This is a genomic window from Streptomyces sp. NPDC058052 (assembly GCF_042885515.1).
Classification (GTDB): Bacteria; Actinomycetota; Actinomycetes; order Streptomycetales; family Streptomycetaceae; genus Streptomyces.
In genome coordinates this window covers 60488-85634 of sequence record NZ_JBHVRX010000014.1, presented here as the reverse complement: position 1 = coordinate 85634, position 25147 = coordinate 60488, and the positions used below count along the sequence as shown (strand labels likewise).

Below are 25147 nucleotides of genomic sequence, written 5' to 3'. Positions count from 1 at the left end.
GACAAGACGATGACCGCCGAGGAGGTCGTCGGCCGGCTGCGGAGCGGGATGACGATCGGGATCGGCGGCTGGGGCTCCCGGCGCAAGCCGATGGCGCTGGTCCGGGCGCTGCTGCGCTCGGACGTCACGGACCTGACCGTGGTCTCGTACGGCGGACCGGACGTCGGGCTGCTCGCCGCCGCGGGGAAGATCCGCAAGCTGGTCGCCGCCTTCGCCACCCTCGACTCCGTCCCGCTGGAGCCGCACTTCGGCGCGGCCCGGCAGCGGGGCGCCCTCGAACTGGTCGAGCTGGACGAGGCCATGATGATGTGGGGGCTGACGGCCGCCGTGCACCGGCTGCCCTTCATGCCCGTCCGGGCCGGGATCGCCTCGGACGTGATGACCGTCAACCCGACGCTGCGGACCGTCACCTCCCCGTACGGCGACCGCGAGGAGCTCGTCGCCGTTCCGGCGCTGCGCCTGGACGCCGCGCTGGTCCACCTCAACCGCGCGGACGCGCACGGCAACGGCCAGTACCTGGGCCCCGACCCGTACTTCGACGACCTCTTCTGCGAGGCCGCCGACACGGCGTACGTCTCCTGCGAGCGGATCGTGGAGACCTCCGAACTCCTCAAGGACGCGGGGCCGCAGACGCTGCTGCTCAAGCGGGCGTTCGTCGACGGCGTCGTCGAGACGCCGAACGGGGCGCACTTCACCTCGTGCGCCCCGGAGTACGACCGGGACGAGGCGTTCCAGCGCCACTACGTCGAGGCGGCCCGCGACCCGGAGGGATGGCGGGCGTTCACCGCGCGGTTCCTCTCCGGCGACGAGGACGCGTACCAGGCCGCGGTGGCGGCGTTCCACGGGGAGGAAGCATGACCGGCACCGACACGACCACGACGGCCACCCGCGCCGAGTACTGCGTGGTGGCCTGCGCCGAGGCGTGGCGGGACGCGGGCGAGGTCCTGGCCAGTCCCATGGGCACGGTGCCGATGATCGGCGCCCGGCTGGCCCGGCGCACCTTCTCCCCCGACCTGCTGCTCACCGACGGCGAGGCGCTGCTCATCGGCGACGTGCCGGCCGTCGGCGCCGCGCCCGGGATCGTGGAGGGATGGCTGCCGTACCGTCAGCACCTGGCCCTGGTGACCACGGGCCGGCGGCACGTGATGATGGGCGCCAGCCAGCTCGACCGGCACGGCAACCAGAACATCAGCTGCATCGGCGACTGGGAGCGGCCGACGCGACAGCTCCTCGGCGTGCGCGGGGCGCCGGTCAACACGCTGAACAACCCGACGAGTTACTGGGTCCCCAAGCACTCGCCCCGGGTCTTCGTCGAGCGGGTCGACATGGTCTGCGGCGTCGGCTACGACCGGGCCGCGGCGGCCGGCCCCTCGGCCACCCGCTACCACCGCCTCCCGGGCGTCATCACGGACCTGGGCGTCTTCGACTTCGAGACCCCGGACCGCGTCATGCGGCTCCGTTCGCTCCACCCGGGCGTCACCGTCGAGCAGGTGCGGGAGGCGACCGGCTTCGCGCTCGTCGTACCCGAGGAGGTGCCGTACACCCGGGACCCCACCGCCGAGGAACTCCGGCTGATCCGCGAGGAGATCGACCCCCGGGGCCTGCGGGACCGCGAGGTCCGCGGATGAGCGACACCACGATCGCCACCCCCCTCACCGCCCTCGTCGGGGTCCGGCACCCGATCGTGCAGACCGGCATGGGGTGGGTCGCCGGGCCGCGGCTGGTCTCCGCCGCCGCGAACGCGGGCGCGCTGGGCATCCTGGCCTCGGCGACCATGGGTGTCGAGCAGCTCAGGTCCGCCGTGCGCGAGGTCCGGTCCCGCACGGACGCGCCCTTCGGCGTGAACCTGCGGGCGGACGCCGGCGACGCCGCCGACCGCGTCCGGATCATCATCGACGAGGGGGTGAAGGTCGCCTCCTTCGCGCTCGCCCCCTCGCGCGAGCTGATCGCCCGCCTCAAGGACGCCGGGGTCGTCGTCATCCCGTCGATCGGCGCCCGCCGGCACGCCGAGAAGGTCGCCGCCTGGGGCGCCGACGCGGTCGTGGTGCAGGGCGGCGAGGGCGGCGGCCACACCGGCGGCGTCGCCACCACCGTCCTCCTCCCCCAGGTCGTCGACGCGGTGGACATCCCGGTCGTCGCCGCCGGCGGCTTCCACGACGGACGCGGCCTGGCCGCCGCCCTCTCCTACGGCGCGGCCGGGATCGCCATGGGCACCCGCTTCCTGCTCACCTCCGACTCGACCGTCCCCGACGCGGTCAAGGCCCGCTACCTGGCCGCGGCGGTGGGCGACGTCACCGTCACCACGAAGGTCGACGGGCTGCCCCACCGGATGCTCAGGACCGAGCTGGTCGACGCCCTGGAGCGGTCCGGCCGGACGGCGGCGCTGCTGCGGGCCGTCCGGCACGCGGCGGCCTTCCGGCGCGAGTCCGGCATGAGCTGGCCCCAGATGGTCCGGGACGGCCTCGCGATGAAGCACGGCAAGGAGCTGACCTGGAGCCAGATCCTGCTCGCCGCCAACACGCCCATGATGCTCAAGGCGTCGATGGTGGACGGCCGCACCGACCTCGGGGTGATGGCCTCGGGCCAGGTCGCGGGCGTGATCGACGACCTCCCCTCGTGCGCCGGACTCGTCGACCGGGTGATGGCCGAGGCGGCGGCGGCGCTGCGCGCGCTGCCCCGGCCGGACTGACCGCCGCGCGCACGACGTCCGCCGGGGTGGCTCCACCCCGGCGGACGCGTATCTTGCCCCTGCCGCCCCCGGCGGCCCCACCGCACCGATCCCGAACGGACCCCCCGCCATGCCCGTCCAGCGGCTGAACCACGCCGTCCTCTTCGTCTCCGACCTGGAGCGCAGCCTCGCCTTCTACCGTGACGTCCTCGGCTTCCGGCCGCTGCCGGGCACCTTCCCCGGCGCGGTCTTCCTCCAGGCGGCCGGCTCCGCCAACGACCACGACCTCGGCCTCTTCCAGTCCCCCGAGCCCGCGCCGGGACCCGGCCGCGGCCGGGTCGGCCTCTACCACCTGGCCTGGGAGGTGGACACCCTGGCGGAGCTGCGGTCGACGCGGGCGCGGCTGGCCGGGGCGGGCGCGCTGACCGGGGCGAGCGACCACGCCTCCACCAAGGCCCTGTACGCCCGCGACCCCGACGGCATCGAGTTCGAGGTGTGCTGGCTGGTCCCCGACCACGCCGTGGCCGGAGAGCTCGCGGCCATGACCGCGCCCTCCCGCCCCCTGGACCTCGACGCCGAGATCGCCGTCTACGGTGCGGAGACCCCGGGAGGCCCCCGCACCGATCACGCGGTCTGGCAGCGGATCTTCGGCACGCCGGGCCCGGAGGGCTCCACGGGCCCGACGGGCCCGGAGGGTTCCTGAGGCCCGAAGAGTTCCTGAGGCCCGGAGAGTTCCTGAGGCCCGGAGGGCGTCACAGCCGCTCGATGATCGTCACGTTCGCCTGGCCGCCGCCCTCGCACATCGTCTGGAGGCCGTAACGGCCTCCCGTGCGCTCCAGTTCGTGGAGGAGGGTGACGGCCAGCTTGGTGCCGGTGGCGCCGAGGGGGTGGCCGAGGGCGATGGCGCCGCCGTTGACGTTGACCTTCTCCGGGTCGGCGCCGGTCTCCTTCAGCCAGGCGAGGACGACCGGCGCGAACGCCTCGTTGATCTCCACCAGGTCGATGTCGTCGAGCGTCATCCCGGCCTTCTTCAGCGCGTACGCCGTCGCCGGGATGGGGGCGGACAGCATCCGGATGGGGTCCTCGCCGCGCACCGAGAGGTGGTGGATCCGGGCGCGCGGGGTGAGGCCGTGCTCGCGCACGGCGCGCTCGCTGGCGAGCAGCATGGCCGAGGCGCCGTCGGAGACCTGGGAGGAGACGGCGGCGGTGATCCGGCCGCCCTCCACCACCGGGTTCAGGCCGGCCATCTTCTCCAGGGAGGTGTCCCGGCGCGGGCCCTCGTCGGTGGTGACGTCCCCGAAGGGGACGATCTCGCGCGCGAAGCGGCCCTCGTCGATCGCGCGGATCGCCCGCTGGTGCGAGCGGAGCGCGAACTCCTCCATGTCCCGGCGGGTGATGCCCCACTTCTCCGCGATCAGCTCGGCGCCGTGGAACTGGTTGACCGGCTGGTCGCCGTAGCGCGCCCGCCAGCCCGCGGAGCCGGCGTACGGGCCCTCGGTGAGGCCGAGCGGGGCGGCGGCCTGGCGGCTGGCGAAGGCGATGGGGATCATCGACATGTTCTGGGTGCCGCCGGCGACGACCAGGTCCTGGGTGCCGGACAGGACGCCCTGGGCGGCGAAGTGCAGGGCCTGCTGGGAGGAGCCGCACTGCCGGTCCACGGTCACGCCGGGCACCTCCTCGGGCAGTCCTGCGGCCAGCCAGCAGGTGCGGGCGATGTCGCCGGCCTGCGGTCCGACGGTGTCCAGGCAGCCGAGGACGACGTCCTCGACGGCCGCCGGGTCGACGCCCGAGCGTTCCATCAGGGCCTTCAGGGCGTGTGCGCCGAGGTCGGCGGGGTGGACGGCGGAGAGTCCGCCGTTGCGCCTGCCGACCGGGGTGCGGATCGCTTCGACGATGTATGCCTCGGCCATGGTCACTCCTTGTTCGTACGTCGGTGTCGGTCGCGGAGCGCGATGCCCTCCAGCACCATCGACAGGTACTGGCGGGCGATCTCCTCCGGGCTGTGCCGTCCGCCCGGCCGGTACCAGGACGCGGCGACCCATACGGTGTCGCGCACGAAGCGGTAGGTGAGCCGGACATCGAGGTCGGTACGGAAGTCCCCGGAGGCCACGCCGGCCTCCAGGGTCCTGAGCCAGGCGCGCTCGAACCGCCGCTGCGCGTCGGCGAGATAGCCGAAGCGGGGCTGGTCCCGCAGCTGACCCGACTCCTTCTGGTAGATGGCGACGGCGGCGCGGTGCCGGTCGATCTCCCGGAACGATTCGGTGACGAGGGCCTCCAGCGTCTCCCGGGGGCCGAGGCCCGCGGCGAGCACCGCGTCGTACCGGGTCCACAGGTCGTCCAGGAAGCCGGAGAGGATCTCGTCGAGCATCGACTCCTTGGAGTCGAAGTGGTAGTAGAGGCTGCCCGCGAGCAGACCGGCCGCGTCGGCGATCCGGCGGACGGTGGTGGCGTCGTACCCCTGGGCGGCGAAGACCTCGGCCGCCGTGTCCAGGAGTTCCCGGCGCCGCTCGGGCGCCGGTCTCACGGGTGCTGGCTGCTGACCGAGAGCACCTCGCCGGTGAGGTACGAGGAGTACCCGCTGGCGAGGAAGACGATCACGTTCGCCACCTCCCACGGCTCGGCGTACCGGCCGAACGCCTCGCGGGAGGTGAGCTCCGCGAGGAGTTCGGGGGTGGTGACCTTCACGAGGTGCGGGTGCATGGCGAGCGAGGGGGAGACGGCGTTGACGCGCACGCCGTACGCGGCGGCCTCCAGCGCGGCGCACCGGGTGAGGGCCATGACGCCGGCCTTGGCGGCGGCGTAGTGGGCCTGGCCCTTCTGGGCGCGCCAGCCGACCACGGACGCGTTGTTGACGAGGACTCCGCCCTCGCCGGCGGCCTTCATCCGGCGCAGGGCGGCCCGGGTGCAGCGGAAGGTGCCGTTGAGGGTGACGTCGAGGACCTTGTCCCACTGGGCGTCGGTCATGTCGACGAGGTCGGCGGTGCCGCCGAGCCCGGCGTTGTTCACGACGATGTCGAGCCGTCCGTGGCGTTCCTCGGCGAGGTCGAAGAGCGCCGCCACCTGGGTCTCGTCGGTGACGTCGCAGGGCAGCGAGGCCACCCGGTCGGCGCCGAACTCGGCGGCGAGACCGTCCTCCGACTCCTTGAGGCGGCGGGCGTGGGCGTCGGAGATCACGACCCGGGCGCCCTCCTCCAGGAGGCGGCGGGCGGTGGCGCCGCCGATGCCGGCGCCGGCGGCGGCGGTGACGACGGCGGAGCGGCCGGCGAGGAGTCCGTGGCCGGGGAGGTAGGGGGGTGGTGTGCCGGTCACGGGCGGGCCTCCTTGGGCAGGCCGAGGACGCGCTCGGCGATGATGTTGCGCTGGATCTCGTTCGAACCGGCGTAGAGGGTGTCGGCGCGGGAGAAGAGGAAGAGGCGCTGCCAGTCGGTGAGGTCGTACGGCTCCCCGGCGGCGAGCATGCCGCCGGCGCCGCAGACGTCCATGGCGAGTTCGCCGAGTTCGCGGTGCCAGGTGGCCCAGAAGATCTTGTTGATGGACGCCTCGGGGCCGGGTGCTCCGGCGGCGACGCCGCTCAGCATCCGGAGGGCGTTGAAGCGGATGGTCTCCAGGCCGGTCCAGGCGCGGGCGATCCGGTCGCGGACGAGTGGGTCGGCGGCGGCGCCGTTGCGCCGGGCCAGGTCGATCACGGCCTCCAGTTCGCGGCGGAAGCCGACCTGCTGGCCGAGGGTGGAGACGCCCCGCTCGAAGCCGAGCGTGGCCATGGCGACCTTCCAGCCCTCCCCCGGCGCGCCGACGATGTTGCCGGCCTCGGTCCTGGCGCCGTCGAAGAACACCTCGTTGAACTCGGAGGTGCCGGTGAGCTGGACGATCGGCCGGATCTCCACGCCGGGGGCGTCCAGCGGGACGAGGAGGTAGGAGAGGCCGTGGTGGCGGGCGGATCCGGGTTCGGTGCGGGCGACGACGAAGCACCAGTCGGCCTCGTGGGCGCCTGACGTCCACACCTTCTGTCCGGTGACGGCCCACGCGTCGCCGTCGCGTTCGGCCCGGGTCCGGACGTTGGCGAGGTCCGAGCCGGCGTCGGGCTCGGAGTAGCCCTGGCACCACAGTTCGTCGACGGCGACGATCCGGGGCAGGAAGCGGGCGCGCTGGGCCGGGGTGCCGAAGGCGATGAGGGTCGGCCCGAGGAGCTGTTCGCCGATGTGGCCGACGCGCGCGGGGGCGTCGGCGAGGGCGTACTCCTCGTGGAAGGCGACCTGTTCCTCCAGGCTCGCGCCCCGGCCGCCGTACTCCTTCGGCCAGCCGACGCAGGTCCATCCGTGGGCGGCCATGTGCCGTTCCCAGGCGAGGCGTTCGGTGTGCGCCTCGTGCTCGCGTCCGGGGCCGCCGCGGCCGCGCAGGGACGCGAACTCCCCGGTGAGGTGGGCCCGCAGCCAGCCGCGGACCTCCCTGCGGAACTCCTCGACGTTGCTCATGGCCGTACGTTAACCTACCAAACACTTGTTAGGGAAGGAGGGCGGATGTCCGCTGCCCGCACCACGTCCACCGAGCCCGTCCGCTACGAACGGCGGGGCCCCGTCGCCGTCGTCACCATGGACCGGCCCGCGTACCGCAACGCCCAGAACTCCGCGATGACCTACGCCCTCGACCGCGCCTTCTACCGCGCGGCCGACGACGGCGAGGTCAAGGCGGTCGTCCTCGCCGGCGCCGGAGAGCACTTCTCCGCGGGCCACGACATCGGCACCCCCGAGCGCGACGCGCACCTGCCCTTCGAACGGCGGGCCGGACTCTGGTGGGACCACTCGGACAAGGAGGGCGCCGAGAGCCGCTTCGCCCGCGAGTCCGAGGTCTACCTGGGCATGTGCCGCCGCTGGCGCGAACTGCCCAAGCCCGTCGTCGCGTCCGTCCAGGGCGCCTGCGTCGCCGGCGGCCTGATGCTCGCCTGGATCTGCGACCTGATCGTCGCCTCCGAGGACGCCTTCTTCGCCGACCCCGTGGTCCGCATGGGCATCCCCGGCGTCGAGTACTTCGCCCACCCCTGGGTGATGCCGCCCCGCATCGCCAAGGAGTTTCTCTACACCGGCGACCGGATGGGCGCCCGGCGCGCGTACGAGGTCGGCATGGTCAACCGCGTCGTCCCCCGCGCCGAACTGGAGGCCCGGACGATGGAACTCGCGCTCCGCATCGCCGAGATGCCCCGCATGGGGCTCGCGCTCACCAAGCGCGCCGTCAACCAGGCCGAGGACCTCCAGGGCCTGCACACCGGCATGGACGCCGTCTTCGGACTGCACCACCTCGCGCACGCGCACAACGCCGAGACCGCCCGCGACGCGCTGGGCGGCATGGACATCCACACCATGAAGGCGGCCGGAGCCTGATGGACCTCGACTTCTCCGCGGCGGACGACGCCTTCCGGGCCGAGGCCCGCGCCTGGCTCGCCGCCCACGTGCCCACCACCCCCCTGCCCTCCCTGGAGACCGCCGAGGGCTTCGCCGCCCACCGCGCCTGGGAGGCCGAACTGGCCGCCGACCGCTGGTCGGTGGTCTCCTGGCCCGAGGAGTACGGCGGCCGGGGCTCCTCCGTCCTGCGCTGGCTGGTCTTCGAGGAGGAGTACTACGCCGCCGGCGCCCCCGGCCGGGTCGCCCAGAACGGCATCAACCTGCTCGCCCCCACCCTCTTCGAGCACGGCACCGCCGAACAGCGCGCCCGCGTCCTGCCGCCCATGGCCTCCGGCGAGGTCGTCTGGGCCCAGGCGTGGTCCGAGCCCGAGTCCGGCTCCGACCTCGCGAGCCTGCGCTCCACCGCCGTGCGCACCGACGGCGGCTGGCTGCTCAGCGGCCAGAAGACCTGGTCGTCCCGGGCCGCCTTCGCCGACCGCGCCTTCGGGCTCTTCCGCAGCGACCCGGGGGCGGACCGGCCGCACCGGGGGCTGACGTACCTGATGTTCCCGCTCGACGCCGAGGGCGTCACCGTGCGGCCCGTCGGACGGCTCGACGGCAAGCCCGCCTTCGCCGAGCTCTTCCTCGACGAGGTGTTCGTCCCCGACGAGGACGTGATCGGCTCCCCCGGCGACGGCTGGCGGGTCGCCATGAGCACGGCGGGCAACGAACGCGGACTGACCCTGCGCAGCCCCGGCCGGTTCTCCGCCGCCGCCGACCGGCTCGCCGCCCTGTGGCGCGAGCGCGCCGACCCCGCCGACACGGCCGTGCGCGACCGCGTCGCCGACGCCGTCATCGGCGCCGAGGCGTACCGCCTGTTCACCTACGCCAACGCCTCACGCCTCGCCGCCGGCGGCTCGATCGGCGCCGAGTCGAGCCTCAACAAGGTCTTCTGGTCCGAGCTCGACATCGCCCTCCACGAGACCGCCCTCGACCTCCTCGGCCCCTCCGGCGAACTCTCCGACGAGGCCGCGGAGGCACCCGCGCACGGCGCCTGGGCCGAGGGCCACACCTTCTCCCTGGCCGGGCCGATCTACGCCGGTACCAACGAGATCCAGCGCGACATCATCGCCGAGCGGCTGCTCGGCCTGCCGAAGGGACGCCGGTGATGCGGTTCCTGCTCGACGCCGAACAGCGGGAGTTCGCCCGCACCCTGGACACGATGCTGTCGGCGGCCGCCACGCCCCGGGCCGCGCGCGCCTGGTCGGCCGGTGACCACGCCCCCGGGCGCGCGCTCTGGTCCCGGCTCGCGGACGCGGGCGTGTTCGCGCTGGCCGTACCGGAGGAGTACGACGGCCTGGGACCGCTGCCGGTGGAACTGGCCGTCGCCTTCACCGAGCTGGGCCGGCACGCCGTCCCCGGCCCGCTGGTCGAGACGGTCGCCGCGGCGGCCCTCCTCGACCGGCTCGGCGACAAGGCCGCGGCCGCCGCGTGGCTGCCCCGCGTCGCCGCGGGCCGGACGGTCGTCTCCCTCGGCGTCCCGGCGCTCACCGGCCCCTACGCGCTGGACGCGGACATGGCCGACGCGGTGCTCGTCGCCGAGGACGACACCCTGCGCCTCGCCGCCGGCGCCGGCCCCGTCCAGCCCTCGGCCGATCCGGTACGACGCCTCGCCCGGCCCGCCGCCGGTGGCACCGTCCTGGCCCGCGGCCCCGAGGTGGCCGCCGCCACCGCGCACGCCGCCGAGGTCGCGGCCCTCGCCACCGCCGCCCAGTCCCTCGGTCTCGGCCGGGCCCTGCTCGACCGGACGGTCGCCTACGTCGGGCAGCGCACCCAGTTCGGCGTCCCCATCGGCTCGTTCCAGGCCGTGAAGCACCGGCTGGCCGACACCCTCCTCGCCCTGGAGTTCGCCCAGCCCCTCCTCCACGCCGCCGCGCTGGCCCTGGCCGCGCACGGGACGGCGCCCCGGGAGATCGCCGCCGCCAAGGTCACCGCGGGCGAGGCCGCACACTCCGCCGCCCGCACCGCCCTCCAGCTCCACGGCGCCGTCGGCTACACCGAGGAACTGGACCTCTCCCTGTGGATCCGCAAGGCACGGCCGCTCCGCGACGCCTGGGGCACCCCCGCCTCCTGTCGCGCCCGCGTCCTCGCCCCCTGACCCCTCCCCACCGCACCCGGGAGCACCATGTCCGCCGCACCCTCCCCGCCCACCCCCGACAGAGCGCCGGACCCGGCGCTGCTGCGCCGGGTGGCGCTGTCGAGCCTGCTCGGCACCGTCATCGAGTACTACGACTTCCTGCTCTACGGCACGATGGCGGCGCTCGCCTTCGGCCCGCTGTTCTTCCCCGGCGACGATCCGCTCACCGGCACCATCGCCGCCTTCGGGACGCTGGCCGCCGGCTATGTGGCCCGGCCGCTCGGCGGCGCCGTCTTCGGCCACTTCGGCGACCGGCTCGGCCGCCGGTCCATGCTCGTCCTGACCATGGTGCTGATGGGCGTGGCCAGCTTCCTCATCGGCGTGCTGCCGACGTACGGGACGATCGGCGTCGCCGCCCCCGTCCTCCTCGTGCTGTTCCGCGTCGTGCAGGGCCTCGCCATCGGCGGTGAGTGGGCGGGCGCGACCCTCATGGTCGTGGAGCACGCCGACCCGCGCCGCCGCGGCCTGTGGAGCGGGCTCATGCAGATGGGGTCCCCGCTCGGCTTCCTGCTCTCCACCGTCGCCGTCGCCCTGGTCTCGCTGCTCCCCCGCGCCGCGTTCCTGGAGTGGGGCTGGCGGCTGCCGTTCCTGTTCAGCGCGGTGCTCCTCGCGGTCGGCCTGTACGTGCGCCTCTCCGTGACCGAGAGTCCGCTCTTCCGGCAGTCCGCCGCGCGGGACGGCGCCAGGACGGGCGACGTCCCGCTGGCGCGGGTGCTGCGCCGGCCCCGGACCCTCGTCCTCGCCTGCGGCGTGGGCATCGGGCCCTTCGCCCTGACCGCGCTGATCAGCACCTTCATGCTCACCTACGCCACCGGCATCGGCTACACGACCTCGCAGGTGATGACCGGCATGGTGTTCACCTCGCTCGCCGGTCTGGTCGCCATCCCGCTGTTCTCCGCGCTCTCCGACCGCGCCGGGCGCCGGGCCGTCGTGCTCGGCGGGGCGGCGGGCGCCGTCGTGCTGGCCTTCCCGGTCTACGCCCTCGTCGACACGAAGGTGCCCGCGCTGCTCGTCGCGGGCATGGTCCTCGGGCAGATCGCGCAGTCCGCGATGTACGCGCCGCTCGGGCCGCTGCTCTCCGAGCTGTTCGGCACCCGGGTCCGCTACACCGGGGCCTCGCTCGGCTATCAGCTGGCCGCCCTGGTCGGCGGCGGGTTCACCCCGCTCCTCGCCGGCGGGCTGCTCGCGGACCGGGCCGGCAGCGCCCCCCTCGCGGTGCTCGCCGTCGTCTGCGGGCTCGTGACCGCGCTGGCGATCTGGCGCACGGCCGAGACCCGGGGCCGGGACCTGTCCGAGGAGGACCCGCCGCCCCCCGGAACCACCACCGTACCCGCCGTCGGGAAGGGAGCAGAGGCATGAGGCTCACCGAGGAGCACGAGGAACTGCGCGCGGCCGTACGGCAGTTGTTGCAGAGGCATCCCGGGCAGGCGGCCTGGCGGCCGCTGGCCGGGCAGATCGGCGTCGCGGGGCTCGCCGTCCCGGAGGAGTACGGCGGCGCCGGCTGCGGGGCCGTGGAGGTCCACGTGGTGATGGAGGAGCTGGGACGGGAGCTGAGCCCCGTCCCGTACCTCGGCTCCGCCGTCCTCGTGGTGCAGGCGCTGCTGGCCTCCGGCTCCGCGGAGGAGTGCGGCGCGCTGCTGCCGGGGCTCGTCTCGGGCGGGACGACGGCGGCGCTCGCCTGGGCCGAGGGCGGGTCCTGGGATCCGGAGGCGGTCCGGGCCGAGGCCGTCGCCGGTCCCCGGGGCGGCTGGCGGCTCACCGGGGTGAAGGAGCACGTGCTCGACGGGGCCCGCGCCGGGACCCTGCTCGTGGCCGCCCGGACGGGGGCCGGGGTGTCGCTCTTCGCGGTGCCCGGCGACGGGCCGGGCGTCGTCCGCGAGGAGACGGTGCCGATGGACGCCACCCGGGCGCAGGCGCGGGTGGTGCTCACCGGAGCGGAGGGCCGGCTGGTCGGCACCGACGGCGACGGAGGACGGGTGCTGCGGCACGTCCTCGACCTGGCCTGCACGGCGCTCGCCGCCGAGCAGGTCGGCGCGGCCGCGCGGTGCCTCGAACTCACGGTGGCCTACGCCGGGGAGCGCGTGCAGTTCGGGCGCCCGATCGGCTCCTTCCAGGCGGTGAAGCACCGGCTCGCGGACGCGTACGTCCGGGTCGAGTCGGCCCGCTCCGCCGCGCTGGGTGCCGCCTTCGCCGCCGCGGACGGCACCCGCGGCGCGGAGCTGACCCGGCTCGCGGCCACCGCCAAGTCGGTCTGCTCGGAGGCGTTCGCCGAGGTGGCGGGCGAGACGATCCAGCTGCACGGCGGGATCGGCATCACCTGGGAGCACGACGCGCACCGCTACTTCAAGCGGGCGCACGGCTCCGCGCGGCTCTTCGGCCCGCCCCACTGGCACCGCTCCCGGCTGGCCACCGCGCTCGGCCTGCCGGACCCGGTCACCGCCCCCGGCCCTGTCCCCGTCCGCGACTCCGTCCCCGGCTCCGTCAGCCGTTGATGGAGAAGAAGAGGGTGTCGTGGCGGTACCACTCCAGGCCGCGCGCCTTGGTGGACTCCCACTCGTCGTGCTCGAACTCCAGCTTCTCGATGAGGAGATCGAGGTCGTAGACGAAGTCGGGGTCTATCTTGTCCCGGGCCGCGCGGTAGGCGTCGGCGGCCGGCTTGGCCTTGGCGAGCGGCAGCATCCCGATGTCGGGGCCGTCGATCGCGTACGGCACGTGGAAGGGGATCTCGTCCGGCGGGCCGGAGAAGAGGAAGCCGTGCGGCAGCAGGTCGGCGGGGACGCCGTGCTGCTTCAACTGCTCGTCGAGCAGGCTGAAGAAGGTGCTGGGCTTGGAGTAGACGCCCAGGTCGTCGGGGTCGGAGCCGCAGTAGTCGATGATGTGCTGGAGCGCCCGGGCGTATGCCTTGCCCGCGCAGGTCCCCGGCGCGTCGGCGCGGCCCTCGATCAGGTGCTCCAGGGCCTCGGGAATGGTCAGGTCCCAGTCGAGGCCCTGGTGGTCCAGGTCGCGCTGACTGGCCTCGCACCGCTCGCGGATCATGGGGAGCACGCGCCGCTGTTCGTCGGTGAGCCGCTCCGCCGCTCCGAGGTAGGCGACGGCCTCGGAGCGGTCGCCGCTGGTGTACGAGATGATTCGGCTCATGATCGACATGCTGTCACGCGCCACTGACAACGCCCCCCTCGGCCGGTGCCGAGGGGGGCGTCGCGACGGGTGACGGGAGGTCAGCCGGCGAGCAGCAGCAGGGTGTCGATGACGCGGTTGGAGAAGCCCCACTCGTTGTCGTACCAGGCGACGACCTTGACGTGGCGGCCCTCGACCCGGGTGAGGGCGGCGTCGAAGATGGAGGAGTGCGGGTTGCCGGTGATGTCGGAGGAGACCAGCTCGTCCTCCGAGTACTCCAGGACGCCGGCGAGCTTGCCCTCGGCGGCCGTGCGGTAGGCGTCGAGGATCTCGTCGCGGGTGACCTCGCGGGAGACGGTCGTGTTGAGCTCGACGATGGAGCCGACCGGCACGGGCACGCGGATCGAGTCGCCGGAGAGCTTGCCGTCCAGCTGCGGCAGGACCAGGCCGATGGCCTTGGCGGCGCCGGTGCTCGTCGGAACGATGTTGACGGCGGCGTTGCGGGCGCGGCGGGCGTCGCGGTGCGGGCCGTCCTGGAGGTTCTGCTCCTGGGTGTAGGCGTGCACGGTCGTCATGAAGCCGTGCTCGATGCCGGCCAGCTCGTCGAGGACGGCGGCCAGCGGGGCGAGCGCGTTGGTGGTGCAGGAGGCGTTGGAGACGATCGTGTGCAGCTCGGCGTCGTACTTGTCGCTGTTCACGCCGTAGGCGAGGGTGACGTCGGCACCGTCGGAGGGGGCGCTGACCAGGACCTTCTTGGCGCCGGCGTCCAGGTGGAGGCGGGCGTCCTTGGCGCTGGTGAAGCGGCCGGTGGCCTCCAGGACGATGTCGACGCCCAGCTCGGCCCAGGGGAGGTTGGCCGGCTCGCGCTCGGCGAGGACCTTGATGCGGCGGCCGTCCACGACGAGGGTGTCGCCCTCGACGGAGACCGGGCGGCCGAGGCGGCCCGAGGTGGAGTCGAAGGCGAGGAGACGGGCGAGCGCCTTCGGCTCGGTGAGGTCGTTGACGGCGACGACCTCCAGCGTGGTGTCGCGCTCCAGCAGGGCGCGGAGCACGTTGCGGCCGATGCGACCGAAACCGTTGATGGCGATGCGAGTCATGATGCGGTGTCCCTTCCGTTTCTTCGTCACCCAGCCTCGCTCGCCGCGGCGCCGCGCGGCAGGGGCGAGATCGCCATGGTCCGCAAGGATCGTGCCAAGATCTGGCCAGGTGGCGATCGGCGGTGGTCAGTCGCCCTGGGTGAAGGTGCGCCGGTAGTCGCTCGGGGTGGTGCCGAGGATCCGCTGGAAGTGCATCCGCAGGTTGGCGCCGGTGCCGAGGCCGGTCTCGGCGGCGATCTGCTCGACGCCGAGTTCGGAGCGTTCGAGCAGCTCACGGGCGCGGTCGACCCGGGCGCGCAGCAGCCACTGCATGGGGGTGTAGCCGGTCTCCTCGACGAAGCGGCGGGAGAAGGTGCGCGCGGAGACGGCGGCGTGGCGGGCGAGGACGTCGAGGGTGAGGGGTTCGTCGAGGTGGTGCAGGACCCATTCACGGGTGGCGGCGAAGCGCTCGCCGTGGGGTTCGGGGACGCTGCGGGGCACGTACTGGGCCTGGCCGCCGCTGCGGTAGGGGGCGGCGACGAGCCGGCGGGCGGCGTGGTTGGCCGCGCCGACGCCGAGGTCGCCGCGGAGGATGTGGAGGCACAGGTCGAGGCCGGAGGCGGCGCCGGCAGAGGTGAGGACGCTGCCCTCGTCGACGAAGAGGACGTTCTCGTCGACGTGGATCAGGGGGCGTTTCTCGGCGAGGGCGCGGGCGTAGTGCCAGTGGGTGGTGGCGCGCCTGCCGTCGAGGAGGCCGGTGGCGGCGAGCGCGAAGGCGCCGGTGGAGATGGCGGCGAGCCGCGCTCCGCGCGCGTGGGCGGCGATCAGGGCGTCGACGACGGCCTGCGGCGGGTCCTCGCGGTCGGGGAAACGGTAGCCGGGGACGAAGACGATGTCCGCCCAGGCGAGGGCGTCGAGGCCGTGGGCGACGTTGTACGAGAGGCCGTCGCCGCCGGTCACCAGGCCGGGGGTGGCGCCGCAGACGCGGACTTCGTAGGGCATGCTCGCGCGGGTGGTGAACACCTGGGCGGGGATGCCGACGTCGAGGGGTTTGGCGCCTTCGAGGACGAGGACGGCGACGCGGTACAGACGGGTGGGTGGCACGTCACGAGCCTACGTGGCGCCGGCGGCGAGGGCCTCGGCCTTCTCGCGCGGCCCGGCCACGCGCGCGTGGGGCGGGGTCAGCCGTTCGGGAGGATGACCGCGCGGCCGTCGACCCGGCCGGCGTGCAGGCGCTCGTACGCCTCGGGGGCCTCGTCCAGGCCGTAGGTCTCGGTGTGGACGTCGATGGCGCCGGCGCGGGCCAGGTCGAGGACCTCGATGAGTTCGGCGCGGGTGCCCCAGTACGGGGAGGTGACGCTCACCTCGTACGGGAGGGCGCCGAAGCCGACGGGGAGGGTGCCGCCGCCGAGTCCGACGATGGTGATGTCCCCCTCGACGGCGGCCATGGCTCCGGCGGAGGCGGTGGTGGGCGGGGCGCCCACGAAGTCGAGGACGACCTCGGCGCCGCGGCCGTCGGTCAGCTCCCTGACGGTGGCGGAGGCGGAGGCGTCGGAGAGGACGGTCTCGTGGGCGCCGACGGTCCGGGCGAGCGCGAGCTTCTCCCGGGAGACGTCGAGGGCGACGACCCGGGCGGGGGTCAGGGCGCGCAGCAGCTGGATGGCGACGTGGCCGAGGCCGCCGGTGCCGATGACGACGGCGGTGGAGCCGGGGACGAGCTTCGGCAGGGAACGCTTGATGGCGTGGTACGGGGTGAGACCGGCGTCGGTCAGCGGGACCGTCTTCACCGGGTCGAGGCCGGCCAGCGGGACGAGGTGGCGGGGGCTGTCCACGACCATGTACTCGGCGATGGCGCCGGGGGCGCCGAGGCCGGGCGGGCGGATGCCGACCTCGGCGGCGCGCAGGCAGTAGTTCTCCTTGCCCTGGGCGCACATGAAGCAGTTCCCGCAGCCCCAGGGGCCGTAGACGGCGACGGCGTCGCCCTCGGCGAAGCCGGTGACCCCGTCGCCGAGGGCCGCGACGGTGCCGACGCCCTCGTGGCCGAGGGTGAGGGGCAGCGGGAACGGCAGCTGTGCGGCGGGCCAGCTCATCACGGCGATGTCGGAGTGGCAGACACCGGCGGCGGTGACCTTGAGGAGGACCTGCCCGGGGCCGGGTTCCGGATCGGGGACGGTGACGACTTCGGGGGCGGCACCCACGGTGCGGTACTGCAGTGCCTTCATGGCGCTTTCCTTTCCGGCGTCGCTGGGGCGCCTCGGCCGCGTGGCGGGCGGGCACGCCTTCTCCAGGGTGCGGCCGGACCACCGCACGCGCGCGGTGGTTCCCGCCCGGCGGATATAGATGCAATCTACACCCAATTGTCGGGCGGACGCCGGTCCCGGCGCACGGCCGGGCCTCCCCCCGCGCGGGCGCCGGACCCCGGGCGCCGTCAGGCGCGCAGCGTGTACCAGGGCCGGTCGGCGTGCTCCGCCGGGGTGCCGTCGAGAACCCGCGCGGTGCGGGCCGCCGGGTCGAGGAGCACGGTCGCGAGGCTCGCCCAGCGCCGGCCGAGCGGCGCCTCCGGGTCCGGCACACAGGTGACGGGGGGCTCACCGGGGCCGGTGACGAGGAGGCGGAGCAGGTCGTCGTGGCCGGCGCCGGGCTCGCGGCCGAGGCGGTCACGGAGGAAGGCGTACCGCTCCCCCGAGTCGGGCTGGTAGAGCCAGGTCTTCTCGCGCCGCGCGGGCTCGGGGCTGAGGAAGTGGTTGGTGCGCAGGTGGGTGGCGCCGTCCACCGGCGGGACCTCGAAGACACCCTCGGGGCTGAGGTCGAGCAGCACGGCCCGCTCCCGGTCGAAGAGGAGGAAGGAGCCGGACGAGGCGAGCGGCGCGGAGCGGATCAGCTCGGCGGCGTGCGCGGCGTCGCCGGCCTCTTCGAGGACGAGGGCGGCCAGGACGTGCACGGGCAGGCCGCCGACGCGGTCGTCCCGGTGGCCGAGGATGTTGAAGTGGAGGGCGAGACCGGCGCTGTTGACGCCGATCTTGGCGAGGATGCCGTGCTCGGTGAGGCCGACGTAGCGGTGGGCACCACCGGCGGAGTCGACGGTGTGCCAGGAGCCGCCGAGCTCGACGTGCCAGTCCCAGGTCTGGATGCCGAGGTGGGTGGTGCCGCCGCCGGGGGCGGGGACCCTGCGCACGACGGTGGAGCACTCACCGGGCGGGACGGCGCGGCTCCGGGCCAGGATCTCGGTGCGGGCGTTGAGCGCGGCGACCCGCCACGGTTCGGCGCCCGCCCCTTCCGCGATGCCCTCGATCTGCTCGCGCAGGGCGGGCCGGAAGGCGTCGATCGCGTCGAGGGCCCGGCGGGCGTCGTCCTTCACGGTCTCCTCGGGGATCTCCGCCAGGGCGAACAGCCGGTCGTAGACGTCGAGGGCGGCCTGGAGCCCCCCGGCGAGCCCAGCCCCCCGCAGCCGCCCGCGCTCGCGCGGATCGACGGCGTCGACGGCGATGTGGAGCCGGCGCTCGGGGCGGGGGAAGGCGGAGAGGGACATGAGCGGGCTCCCTGGGCGGAGATCGGGGCGAGACCGTTATTGGCCAAACGACCAATAACCTGCGGCTCATCCAACCTCGCGGGCGGGCGACCGTCAAGCCGCTCCACACCGCCCCCAGGAGGGCATGCCGGAAGCCGGACGCGCCGGGATCACCGGCGGTCCGGGAAGAGAAGCGAGCGCGCTGGGCAGGGAGAGAGCTGGGCAGGGAGAGAAGGGAGCGCGTGCGGGGCGGGGCGGCGGGGGGCGGCGGCACCCGCCGGCCGCCAGCACCGGCCGCCCCGGCACCGGCCGCCGCCCCCGCGCCTCACACCGCGCAGGACGGGCAGCGCCCCCGATAGGTGACGTCGACCTTGGAGACGGTGAAGCCGTAGCGCTCGGAGTCGGGAAGGACGGCGAGCGGGTCACCGGTGGGGCGGACGTCGCGGATGGTGCCGCACTCGGTGCAGACCAGGTGCTGGTGCGGGTGGCGGGCGTTGGGGTCGTACCGCTTCGCGCGGCCGTCGGTGGAGAGTTCGACCACCTCACCGAGGGAGACCAGCTCACCGAGGGTGTTGTAGACGGTCGCCCGGGCGATCTCGGGAAGTCGCTCCACGGCGCGCGCGTGCACCTCGTCGGCGGTGAGGTGCACATGCTCACCGGCGAGGACCTCCGCGACGACACGCCGCTGCGACGTCATCCGCCAGCCTCGGGCGCGCAGCCGCTCCAGCAGGTCACTCATAGGGGCCCTACCTGTTCCATCTCGGCGAGCGGCGGGGCGCGGAGTGTCGTACCCCGGGCCCGTGTCGTTCACCTCTTTGGCATTGTTCTTGACTTGGACTTAGTCCATTGTAGGATCAGTTTTGTTAATGGCCAAGGGACAGGAAGAGTCCGGCACGGCGGGAGACGAGGACGTGACGTACCGGCTCCGGGAGAACCCCGGGCGGTACCGCTTCGTCGGGTCTCCGTGTCCGCGACCTTCCCGCGCGTGTCCGGAAGGAATACCCATGTCTGAGAACCTCGATGCACCCGGCGGCGACGTGAAGGCGGAGGGCGCGGGAGGCTGCCCGGTCGCCCACGGGCGTGCCGCGCACCCCACCCAGGGCGGCGGCAACCGCCAGTGGTGGCCGAACCGGCTGAACCTGCGGATCCTGGCCAAGAACCCGGCCGTGGGGAACCCCCTGGGCGAGGACTTCGACTACGCCGAGGCGTTCAAGGCGCTCGACCTCGCCGCCGTGAAGCAGGACATCGCCGAGGTCCTCACGACCTCGCAGGACTGGTGGCCGGCCGACTTCGGCCACTACGGCCCCTTCATGATCCGCATGGCCTGGCACAGCGCGGGCACCTACCGCATCAGCGACGGCCGCGGCGGCGCCGGCGCCGGCCAGCAGCGCTTCGCCCCGCTCAACAGCTGGCCGGACAACGGCAACCTGGACAAGGCCCGCCGTCTGCTGTGGCCCGTGAAGAAGAAGTACGGCCAGAGCCTCTCCTGGGCCGACCTCATGATCCTCACCGGCAACGTGGCCCTGGAGTCGATGGGCTTCGAGACCTTCGGCTTCGCCGGCGGCCGCGCGGACGTCTGGGAGGCGGACGAGGACGTCTACTGGGGCCCCGAGACCACCTGGCTCGGCGACGAGCGCTACTCGGGCGACCGCGAGCTGGAGGAGCCCCTCGGCGCCGTCCAGATGGGCCTCATCTACGTCAACCCCGAGGGCCCCAACGGCAACCCGGACCCGGTCGCCGCGGCCCGCGACATCCGCGAGACCTTCGGCCGGATGGCCATGAACGACGAGGAGACCGTCGCCCTCATCGCCGGCGGCCACACCTTCGGCAAGGCGCACGGCGCCGGCCCGGCCGACAACGTCGGCGCGGACCCGGAGGCGGCCCCGATCGAGGCGCAGGGCTTCGGCTGGGCGAGCAGCTACCGCTCCGGCAAGGGCGCCGACGCCATCACCAGCGGTCTGGAGGTCACCTGGACCACCACGCCCGCGCAGTGGGGCCACGACTTCTTCAAGCACCTCTTCGAGTACGACTACGAGCTGTCCAAGAGCCCGGCGGGCGCCCACCAGTGGGTCGCCAAGGACGCCGAGGCGATCATCCCGGACGCGTACGACCCGGAGAAGAAGCACCTCCCGACCATGCTCACCACCGACCTGTCGCTCCGCTTCGACCCGGTCTACGAGCAGATCTCCCGCCGCTTCTACGAGAACCCCGACCAGTTCGCGGACGCCTTCGCCCGCGCCTGGTACAAGCTCACCCACCGTGACCTGGGCCCGGTCGTGCGCTACCTCGGCGCCGAGGTCCCCTCGGAGGAGCTGCTCTGGCAGGACCCGCTGCCGGCCCGTACCCACGAGCTGGTCGACGCGGCGGACGTCGCCTCCCTCAAGGAGCAGATCCTCGCCTCGGACCTGACGGTCGCCCAGCTGGTCGGCGCCGCCTGGGCCTCGGCCGCCTCCTTCCGCGGCAGCGACAAGCGCGGCGGCGCCAACGGCGGCCGCATCCGCCTGGAGCCCCAGCGCGGCTGGCAGGCCAACAACCCGGACGACCTCTCCCAGGTCCTGCGCGTCCTGGAGGGCGTCCAGGAGTCCTTCAACGCCGGCCGCACCGACGGCAAGCAGGTCTCCCTCGCCGACCTCGTGGTCCTCGCGGGCTCCGCGGCCGTCGAGAAGGCCGCCGCCGACGCCGGCAAGACCGTCGAGGTGCCGTTCACGCCGGGCCGTGTGGACGCCTCCCAGGAGCAGACGGACGTCGAGTCCTTCGCCGCCCTGGAGCCGCAGGCGGACGGCTTCCGCAACTTCCTCGGCAAGGGCGTCCGCCTCCCCGCCGAGTACCTGCTGGTCGACCGCGCCAACCTGCTCACGGTGAGCGCCCCCGAGCTGACGGTCCTCGTCGGCGGCCTGCGCGTCCTCGGCATCACGGCGCCGCAGACCTCCCTCGGTGTCCTCACCGCCACCCCGGGCACGCTGACGAACGACTTCTTCGTCAACCTGCTCGACCTGGGCACCACCTGGTCGGCCATCTCCGGCGACGCGAACACCTTCGAGGGCCGCGACGACGCGACCGGCGAGGTCAAGTGGACCGGCAGCCGCGCCGACCTGGTCTTCGGCTCGAACTCGGAGCTCCGCGCCCTCGCCGAGGTCTACGCGAGCGACGACGCCCAGGACAAGTTCGTCACGGACTTCGTCGCGGCCTGGACCAAGGTCATGGACCTGGACCGCTTCGACCTCCGCTGAGCCGTCCCGCACCCGCCCGGGTCCGGCCGCCGAGCACCGGCCGGACCCGGCACCCCGCGCCGCCGACTTCCGCGCGACGGCGCCCCGCGCCCCCGTGACCCCTCTCCCGGTCCCGGGGGCGCTCCCCTGTGCTGACCGGCACGGGCACCGTCTTCCGCGCCCGGGTGCCGCGCGAGGTCCGGGCCGCCCGCCGGGACGGGGTGATCGGCGGCGGGGAGGGCGTGGTGCTGGTGCGGGCGACCGCCGGACCGCAGGGCTTCTCGCCGTTCCGGACGGGGATCACCCTCCTCTTCGTCCTGGAACGGACCCTGACGGTCCGCCGGGCGGGCCGGCGTGCCGTGCTCCTCGCGCCGCCGCTCGTCCCCGAGCCGCTGTACGACGCGTTCCGGCAGCTGGTGTTCGTGAAGTCCCTGATCGCCGCCGGCCTGGCGCTGCGCAGCCTCGTCCCCGTCATCCGCGGCGGCCCCGACCGGCGCCCCTGACCCGCGGGCCGGGTGCCGGGCGTCAGACACCCGGCACCGGCGCCCCCACCCAGCGGTCCGTCAGCGCCATCAGGCGCCGGCGGACCGCGACGTCGTACGCCTGCTCGTGCGCCCGCTTCTCGGTGAACCGGTCGAAGTACCGTCCGGTGACGCCGGCCAGTTCCGGGTCGGTGACGAGCCGCACGGTCGGCCGGACGCCCTCCTCGACGCCCACGAGCGGGGTGAGGCCGTAGGCCCGGACGCCCGCGGTGTCCATGAGGTGGGCCGGATGGAGGGCGTTGACGGTGACCCCGCTGCCGTCGAGTTCCTCGCCGAGGGCGAAGGTCGCCATGATCAGGGCCAGTTTGCTGCGGCAGTAGGCCCGCAGCCCCTCGTACTCCCTCTCGTACAGGAGGTCGTCGAGGTCGACGGCCTCCTGCCCCATGGAGGCGACGTTGACGACCCGGGCCGGCGCCGAGACGGTGAGCAGCGGCAGCAGGCCGCGGGTGAGGGCGTACGGGGCCAGGTGGTTGACGGCGAGGCGCAGTTCGTGGCCCTGGGCCGAGACCTCGCGGACGAGGGGGTCGGCGCCGCCGCCCGCGACGGCGTTGTGGACGAGCGCGTCGAGGCGCGGTTCGGCGTCCCGGACCCGCCGGGCGAGGTCCGCGACCTCGTCGAGGTCGGCGAGGTCGGCGGCGTAGGTGCGCACGGCTCCGCCGGCGCCGAGGGCGCGGACCTCGCCGGCGACGGCGGCGAGCCGGCCGGCGTCACGGCCGTGCAGCAGCACGGTCCCGCCGCGCGCGGCGAGGTCGAGGGCGATGCCCCGGCCGAGGCCCTGGGTGGCCCCGGTGACGAGGGTCGTGTGGTGGTGGGGAAGGAGGTCGGTCATGCGGACGATCATGACCGGGCGGACACCGGTCCGGGGAGAGTGTGCCGGACCTGGTGTCCACGACACCAGGCTCGGGGGCATGGCCCTGCGCCGGGCGCGCCCTGCCGGGTGCGGGGAGACCGGTGACGGATGCCGGGCCCGGGGTCAGCGGGGGTCGAGGAGGCCGAGCACGTGGGTGACCGCCTCGGCCACGGCGGTGCGGGCCGGGGTCAGGTAGCGGCGGGGGTCCACCTCGGCCGGGTGGGCGGTGAGGTGGTCGCGGACGGCGCGGGTGAACACCTTGTTGAGGTGGGTGGAGACGTTCACCTTGGTCATGCCGGCGGCGACGGCCCGGGTGAGCAGGGCGTCGGGGACGCCCGAGGAGCCGTGCAGCACGAGCGGCACGGCGACGGCGGCCCGGAGCCGGGCGATCAGGTCGAGGTCGAGGACCGCGTCCCGGGTGACCATCTGGTGGACGCTGCCGACGGCGACGGCGAGGGCGTCGACTCCGGTGGCGGCGACGAAGGCCCGCGCCTCCTCCGGGTCGGTGCGGACGCCGGGGTCGTGGGCGCCGCCCTTGCCGCCGATCTCTCCGAGTTCCGCCTCGACCCGCACGCCGTGCCGGTGGCAGTGCTCGACGACCTCGCGGGTCGCGGCCACGTTCTCCTCGTACGGGAGCTTCGCGGCGTCGAACATCACGGAGCCGAGGCCGAGCTCCACGGCCTCGTGGACGAGCTCCGGGTTCTCGGCGTGGTCGAGGTGGACGGCGACCTGCGTCTTGGAGGCGCGGGCGAGGGCCAGCGAGGCGAGCGCGACGGGGGCGAGGGCGCCGTGGTAGCGGACGGTGTTCTCGCTGATCTGGAGGATGACGGGCCGGTCGGCCCGCTCGGCTCCGGCCACGATGGCCTGGGCGTGCTCCAACTGGAGGACGTTGAAGGCGCCCACACCGGCACCGGCGGCGCGGGCCCGCCGGACGATCTCGTGCGTCTGGGTCAGTGGCATGGTCCTGCTCCGGGTGCGAAGGGGAGGGTACGGGCGGGCGGGCCGACCCGCCGGGGGCCGACCCGCCGGGCGGGCCCGCCGGGAGGCCGATCCGCCGGGCAGGCGGGGGCGGGTTCCGCCCGCGACGGATGCGCTGCGGGGCGGCCGGGCTCAGGCGCCGGCGTCCGGGCTCGGGATCCGGCGTCCGGGCGGCCGGTCTCAGGCGCCGGCGTCCGCGAGGACGACCGAGCGGGTGAGGTTGCGGGGCCGGTCGGGGTCGAGGCCGCGGGCCTCGGCGACCGCGACGGCGAGCCGCTGGGCCAGGACGAGTTCGGCGAGCGGGTCGAGGCCCTCGGCGACGAGGGTGCCGCCGACCGCGTGGATCTCCCCGGCGAGGCCGTCGGGCAGGGGCCCGAAGCTCCACGCCACCCGGCCGGGGCCGGTGATGCTGATGGGCCCGTGGCGGTACTCCATCGACGGGTACGCCTCCGTCCACGCGCCGGCCGCCTCGCGCATCTTGAGCCCGGCCTCCTGGGCGAGCCCGTAGGTCCAGCCGCTGCCGAGGAAGGTGAACTGCTCGGCCTCGCGGACGGCGGCCTCCAGCGGGCGGGCGAGGGCGAGTTCGGCGTCGTCCGCGGCCCGGGCGACGGTGCCGACGCCCTCGGGGAGGGCGCCCTCGGACTCCAGGTGGGCGCGGAGCAGGGCGAGGGCGGTGGTGGCGAAACGCGTCTGGACGACCGACTCCTCGTCGGCGAAGTCGAGGACGGCGACGGCGTCGGCGAGCCGCATGACGGGGGTGGCCGGGTCGGCGGTGATCGCGCTGGTGGCGACCGTGCCGTTCAGCCGGTCGAGGACCGCGAGGACCTCGCTGGTGGTGCCGGAGCGGGTCAGGGCGACGACCCGGTCGTAGCGGCGGGAGAAGGGGAAGCGGGAAGCGGCGAACGCGTCGGTCTCGCCGTGCCCGCCGGCCTCGCGCAGGTCCGCGTACGCCTGCGCGATGAACCAGGAGGTGCCGCAGCCGATCACGGCGACGCGCTCGCCGCGCCGGGGCAGCGCGGGTGCGTGGTCGGGCAGGGTGCGGAGCGCTTCGCGCCAGACGGCGGGCTGGGTGGAGATCTCGACGGTGGTACGTGAGGGGGCCATGCGCACTCCTTGCACGAAAGGACAGCGACGATGCGTGAAGCTGCTCGGAACGAGCAGCATTCAAGCAGATGCACACACGTATCGGCCAGAGCGCAGAGGGGGCACCCGAGGCAGATGACGGCAGGAACGGGTCACTACCCCGTCGGGGCGATGGCGCACCGGGCGGGGAGGAGCGAGCCGGGACCGGGCGGGCGGAGACCCAGCGGGGCGGCGGGCAGCGGTCGACTCGCCACGAGGCGCGCGAGCCTCCTCGCGCCGGCGACCGACGCGTCGCGACCAGGCGTCACGGCCGACACGTCACGGCCGACATCTCTCGGCCGACATCTCTCAGCCGACGCGCCGGAGCCGGGGGCGCCGAGGCCGGGGCGGGGCACCCGGGGCCGGGCACCCCTCGACCGAACGTCGATCCCCTTATTGGTCGCACCGGATACCAAACCCCATATAGGTCGGAACAGGGAAGGACGTCCACGACCCGGCTGTTCACCAACCCCTTACCGCACGGGCGTATACCTTTGGACGCCGC

The 25147-nt window shown here is 74.3% G+C and carries 24 protein-coding genes; 11 read left to right on the top strand and 13 right to left on the bottom strand.

Annotation, left to right across the window (positions count from 1 at the left end; translation table 11 throughout):
- Nucleotides 1-9 precede the first annotated feature (9 nt).
- The 4 genes from ACFVU3_RS20515 (at nucleotide 10) to ACFVU3_RS20500 (ending at nucleotide 3371) form a co-directional block, all read left to right on the top strand.
- Nucleotides 10-858, top strand: coding sequence for a CoA transferase subunit A (locus tag ACFVU3_RS20515; RefSeq protein ID WP_390068187.1), 849 nt, complete (start codon nucleotides 10-12; stop codon nucleotides 856-858).
- Nucleotides 855-1628, top strand: a complete 774-nt coding sequence (locus tag ACFVU3_RS20510; protein WP_390068003.1) for a CoA-transferase subunit beta — start codon at nucleotides 855-857, stop codon at nucleotides 1626-1628. Before ACFVU3_RS20515 ends, ACFVU3_RS20510 begins: the two co-directional genes overlap by 4 nt.
- Entirely contained in the window at nucleotides 1625-2689 is a 1065-nt protein-coding gene (locus tag ACFVU3_RS20505; protein ID WP_390068002.1) for an NAD(P)H-dependent flavin oxidoreductase, read from the top strand. Before ACFVU3_RS20510 ends, ACFVU3_RS20505 begins: the two co-directional genes overlap by 4 nt.
- A gap of 109 nt (nucleotides 2690-2798) precedes the next feature.
- Nucleotides 2799-3371: a VOC family protein gene (locus ACFVU3_RS20500; protein ID WP_390068001.1), complete on the top strand. Its 573-nt coding sequence runs from the start codon at nucleotides 2799-2801 to the stop codon at nucleotides 3369-3371.
- 49 nt (nucleotides 3372-3420) lie between these two features.
- Here ACFVU3_RS20500 and ACFVU3_RS20495 read toward each other — a convergent pair whose 3' ends face one another.
- Genes ACFVU3_RS20495 through ACFVU3_RS20480 form a run of 4 tightly spaced genes read right to left on the bottom strand, consistent with a single transcriptional unit; the run spans nucleotide 3421 to nucleotide 7140 of the window.
- A complete protein-coding gene (locus tag ACFVU3_RS20495; protein ID WP_390067999.1) occupies nucleotides 3421-4578 on the bottom strand; it encodes an acetyl-CoA C-acetyltransferase in 1158 nt (385 codons plus the stop codon).
- Nucleotides 4579-4580: 2 nt separating this feature from the next.
- A complete protein-coding gene (locus tag ACFVU3_RS20490) occupies nucleotides 4581-5192 on the bottom strand; it encodes a TetR/AcrR family transcriptional regulator (protein WP_390067997.1) in 612 nt (203 codons plus the stop codon).
- The gene (locus ACFVU3_RS20485) at nucleotides 5189-5977 is read right to left on the bottom strand and encodes an SDR family oxidoreductase (RefSeq protein ID WP_390067995.1); all 789 of its coding nucleotides are present in this window, start codon (nucleotides 5975-5977) and stop codon (nucleotides 5189-5191) included. The genes ACFVU3_RS20490 and ACFVU3_RS20485 overlap by 4 nt, the downstream gene beginning before the upstream one ends.
- Entirely contained in the window at nucleotides 5974-7140 is a 1167-nt protein-coding gene (locus ACFVU3_RS20480) for an acyl-CoA dehydrogenase family protein (RefSeq protein ID WP_390067993.1), read from the bottom strand. The genes ACFVU3_RS20485 and ACFVU3_RS20480 overlap by 4 nt, the downstream gene beginning before the upstream one ends.
- Before the next feature lie 45 nt (nucleotides 7141-7185).
- On the opposite strand from ACFVU3_RS20480, the gene ACFVU3_RS20475 reads away from it, so the two are divergent.
- From ACFVU3_RS20475 to ACFVU3_RS20455, 5 genes are read left to right on the top strand one after another with little or no spacing between them, the layout of a single operon-like run.
- Nucleotides 7186-8043, top strand: coding sequence for an enoyl-CoA hydratase (locus ACFVU3_RS20475; protein WP_390067992.1), 858 nt, complete (start codon nucleotides 7186-7188; stop codon nucleotides 8041-8043).
- Nucleotides 8043-9212: an acyl-CoA dehydrogenase family protein gene (locus ACFVU3_RS20470; protein ID WP_390067990.1), complete on the top strand. Its 1170-nt coding sequence runs from the start codon at nucleotides 8043-8045 to the stop codon at nucleotides 9210-9212. Before ACFVU3_RS20475 ends, ACFVU3_RS20470 begins: the two co-directional genes overlap by 1 nt.
- Nucleotides 9212-10201: an acyl-CoA dehydrogenase family protein gene (locus ACFVU3_RS20465; RefSeq protein WP_390067988.1), complete on the top strand. Its 990-nt coding sequence runs from the start codon at nucleotides 9212-9214 to the stop codon at nucleotides 10199-10201. The genes ACFVU3_RS20470 and ACFVU3_RS20465 overlap by 1 nt, the downstream gene beginning before the upstream one ends.
- A 27-nt stretch (nucleotides 10202-10228) precedes the next feature.
- Nucleotides 10229-11599 carry an MFS transporter gene (locus tag ACFVU3_RS20460; protein ID WP_390067986.1) on the top strand — a complete coding sequence of 457 codons (1371 nt, stop codon included), beginning with the start codon at nucleotides 10229-10231 and terminating at the stop codon, nucleotides 11597-11599.
- Nucleotides 11596-12732 carry an acyl-CoA dehydrogenase family protein gene (locus tag ACFVU3_RS20455; protein WP_390067984.1) on the top strand — a complete coding sequence of 379 codons (1137 nt, stop codon included), beginning with the start codon at nucleotides 11596-11598 and terminating at the stop codon, nucleotides 12730-12732. Before ACFVU3_RS20460 ends, ACFVU3_RS20455 begins: the two co-directional genes overlap by 4 nt.
- Here the strand turns inward: ACFVU3_RS20455 and ACFVU3_RS20450 are convergent.
- The 6 genes from ACFVU3_RS20450 to ACFVU3_RS20425 all read right to left on the bottom strand — a co-directional run bounded on the left by ACFVU3_RS20450 (nucleotide 12722) and on the right by ACFVU3_RS20425 (nucleotide 18680).
- Nucleotides 12722-13378 (bottom strand): hypothetical protein, encoded by a 657-nt coding sequence (locus tag ACFVU3_RS20450; RefSeq protein WP_390067982.1) that lies wholly within the window; start codon nucleotides 13376-13378, stop codon nucleotides 12722-12724. The genes ACFVU3_RS20455 and ACFVU3_RS20450 overlap by 11 nt on opposite strands.
- An 80-nt stretch (nucleotides 13379-13458) precedes the next feature.
- Nucleotides 13459-14454, bottom strand: a complete 996-nt coding sequence (gap, locus tag ACFVU3_RS20445) for a type I glyceraldehyde-3-phosphate dehydrogenase (RefSeq protein WP_390067981.1) — start codon at nucleotides 14452-14454, stop codon at nucleotides 13459-13461.
- A gap of 126 nt (nucleotides 14455-14580) precedes the next feature.
- On the bottom strand, nucleotides 14581-15537 hold the full coding sequence (locus tag ACFVU3_RS20440; protein ID WP_390067980.1) for a GlxA family transcriptional regulator: 957 nt from the start codon (nucleotides 15535-15537) through the stop codon (nucleotides 14581-14583).
- Nucleotides 15538-15614: 77 nt separating this feature from the next.
- On the bottom strand, nucleotides 15615-16655 hold the full coding sequence (locus tag ACFVU3_RS20435; RefSeq protein ID WP_390067979.1) for an NAD(P)-dependent alcohol dehydrogenase: 1041 nt from the start codon (nucleotides 16653-16655) through the stop codon (nucleotides 15615-15617).
- 206 nt (nucleotides 16656-16861) lie between these two features.
- Entirely contained in the window at nucleotides 16862-17962 is a 1101-nt protein-coding gene (locus tag ACFVU3_RS20430; RefSeq protein ID WP_390067977.1) for a C45 family autoproteolytic acyltransferase/hydolase, read from the bottom strand.
- A 304-nt stretch (nucleotides 17963-18266) separates the two neighbouring features.
- On the bottom strand, nucleotides 18267-18680 hold the full coding sequence (locus ACFVU3_RS20425; protein ID WP_390067976.1) for a Fur family transcriptional regulator: 414 nt from the start codon (nucleotides 18678-18680) through the stop codon (nucleotides 18267-18269).
- A gap of 265 nt (nucleotides 18681-18945) precedes the next feature.
- On the opposite strand from ACFVU3_RS20425, the gene katG reads away from it, so the two are divergent.
- Both katG and ACFVU3_RS20415 read left to right on the top strand, forming a co-directional pair.
- Complete coding sequence (katG, locus tag ACFVU3_RS20420) at nucleotides 18946-21171, top strand: catalase/peroxidase HPI (protein ID WP_390067974.1); 2226 nt, start codon at nucleotides 18946-18948, stop codon at nucleotides 21169-21171.
- 128 nt (nucleotides 21172-21299) lie between these two features.
- Nucleotides 21300-21653 (top strand): hypothetical protein, encoded by a 354-nt coding sequence (locus ACFVU3_RS20415; RefSeq protein WP_390067973.1) that lies wholly within the window; start codon nucleotides 21300-21302, stop codon nucleotides 21651-21653.
- 22 nt (nucleotides 21654-21675) lie between these two features.
- Here the strand turns inward: ACFVU3_RS20415 and ACFVU3_RS20410 are convergent, their stop codons facing one another.
- From ACFVU3_RS20410 to ACFVU3_RS20400, 3 genes are all read right to left on the bottom strand, one after another.
- Nucleotides 21676-22521 carry an SDR family NAD(P)-dependent oxidoreductase gene (locus ACFVU3_RS20410; protein ID WP_390067971.1) on the bottom strand — a complete coding sequence of 282 codons (846 nt, stop codon included), beginning with the start codon at nucleotides 22519-22521 and terminating at the stop codon, nucleotides 21676-21678.
- Between the two features lie 144 nt (nucleotides 22522-22665).
- Nucleotides 22666-23502 (bottom strand): ketose-bisphosphate aldolase, encoded by an 837-nt coding sequence (locus ACFVU3_RS20405; protein ID WP_390067969.1) that lies wholly within the window; start codon nucleotides 23500-23502, stop codon nucleotides 22666-22668.
- A gap of 198 nt (nucleotides 23503-23700) precedes the next feature.
- Nucleotides 23701-24624 carry an SIS domain-containing protein gene (locus ACFVU3_RS20400; protein WP_390067967.1) on the bottom strand — a complete coding sequence of 308 codons (924 nt, stop codon included), beginning with the start codon at nucleotides 24622-24624 and terminating at the stop codon, nucleotides 23701-23703.
- Nucleotides 24625-25147: the final 523 nt, after the last annotated feature.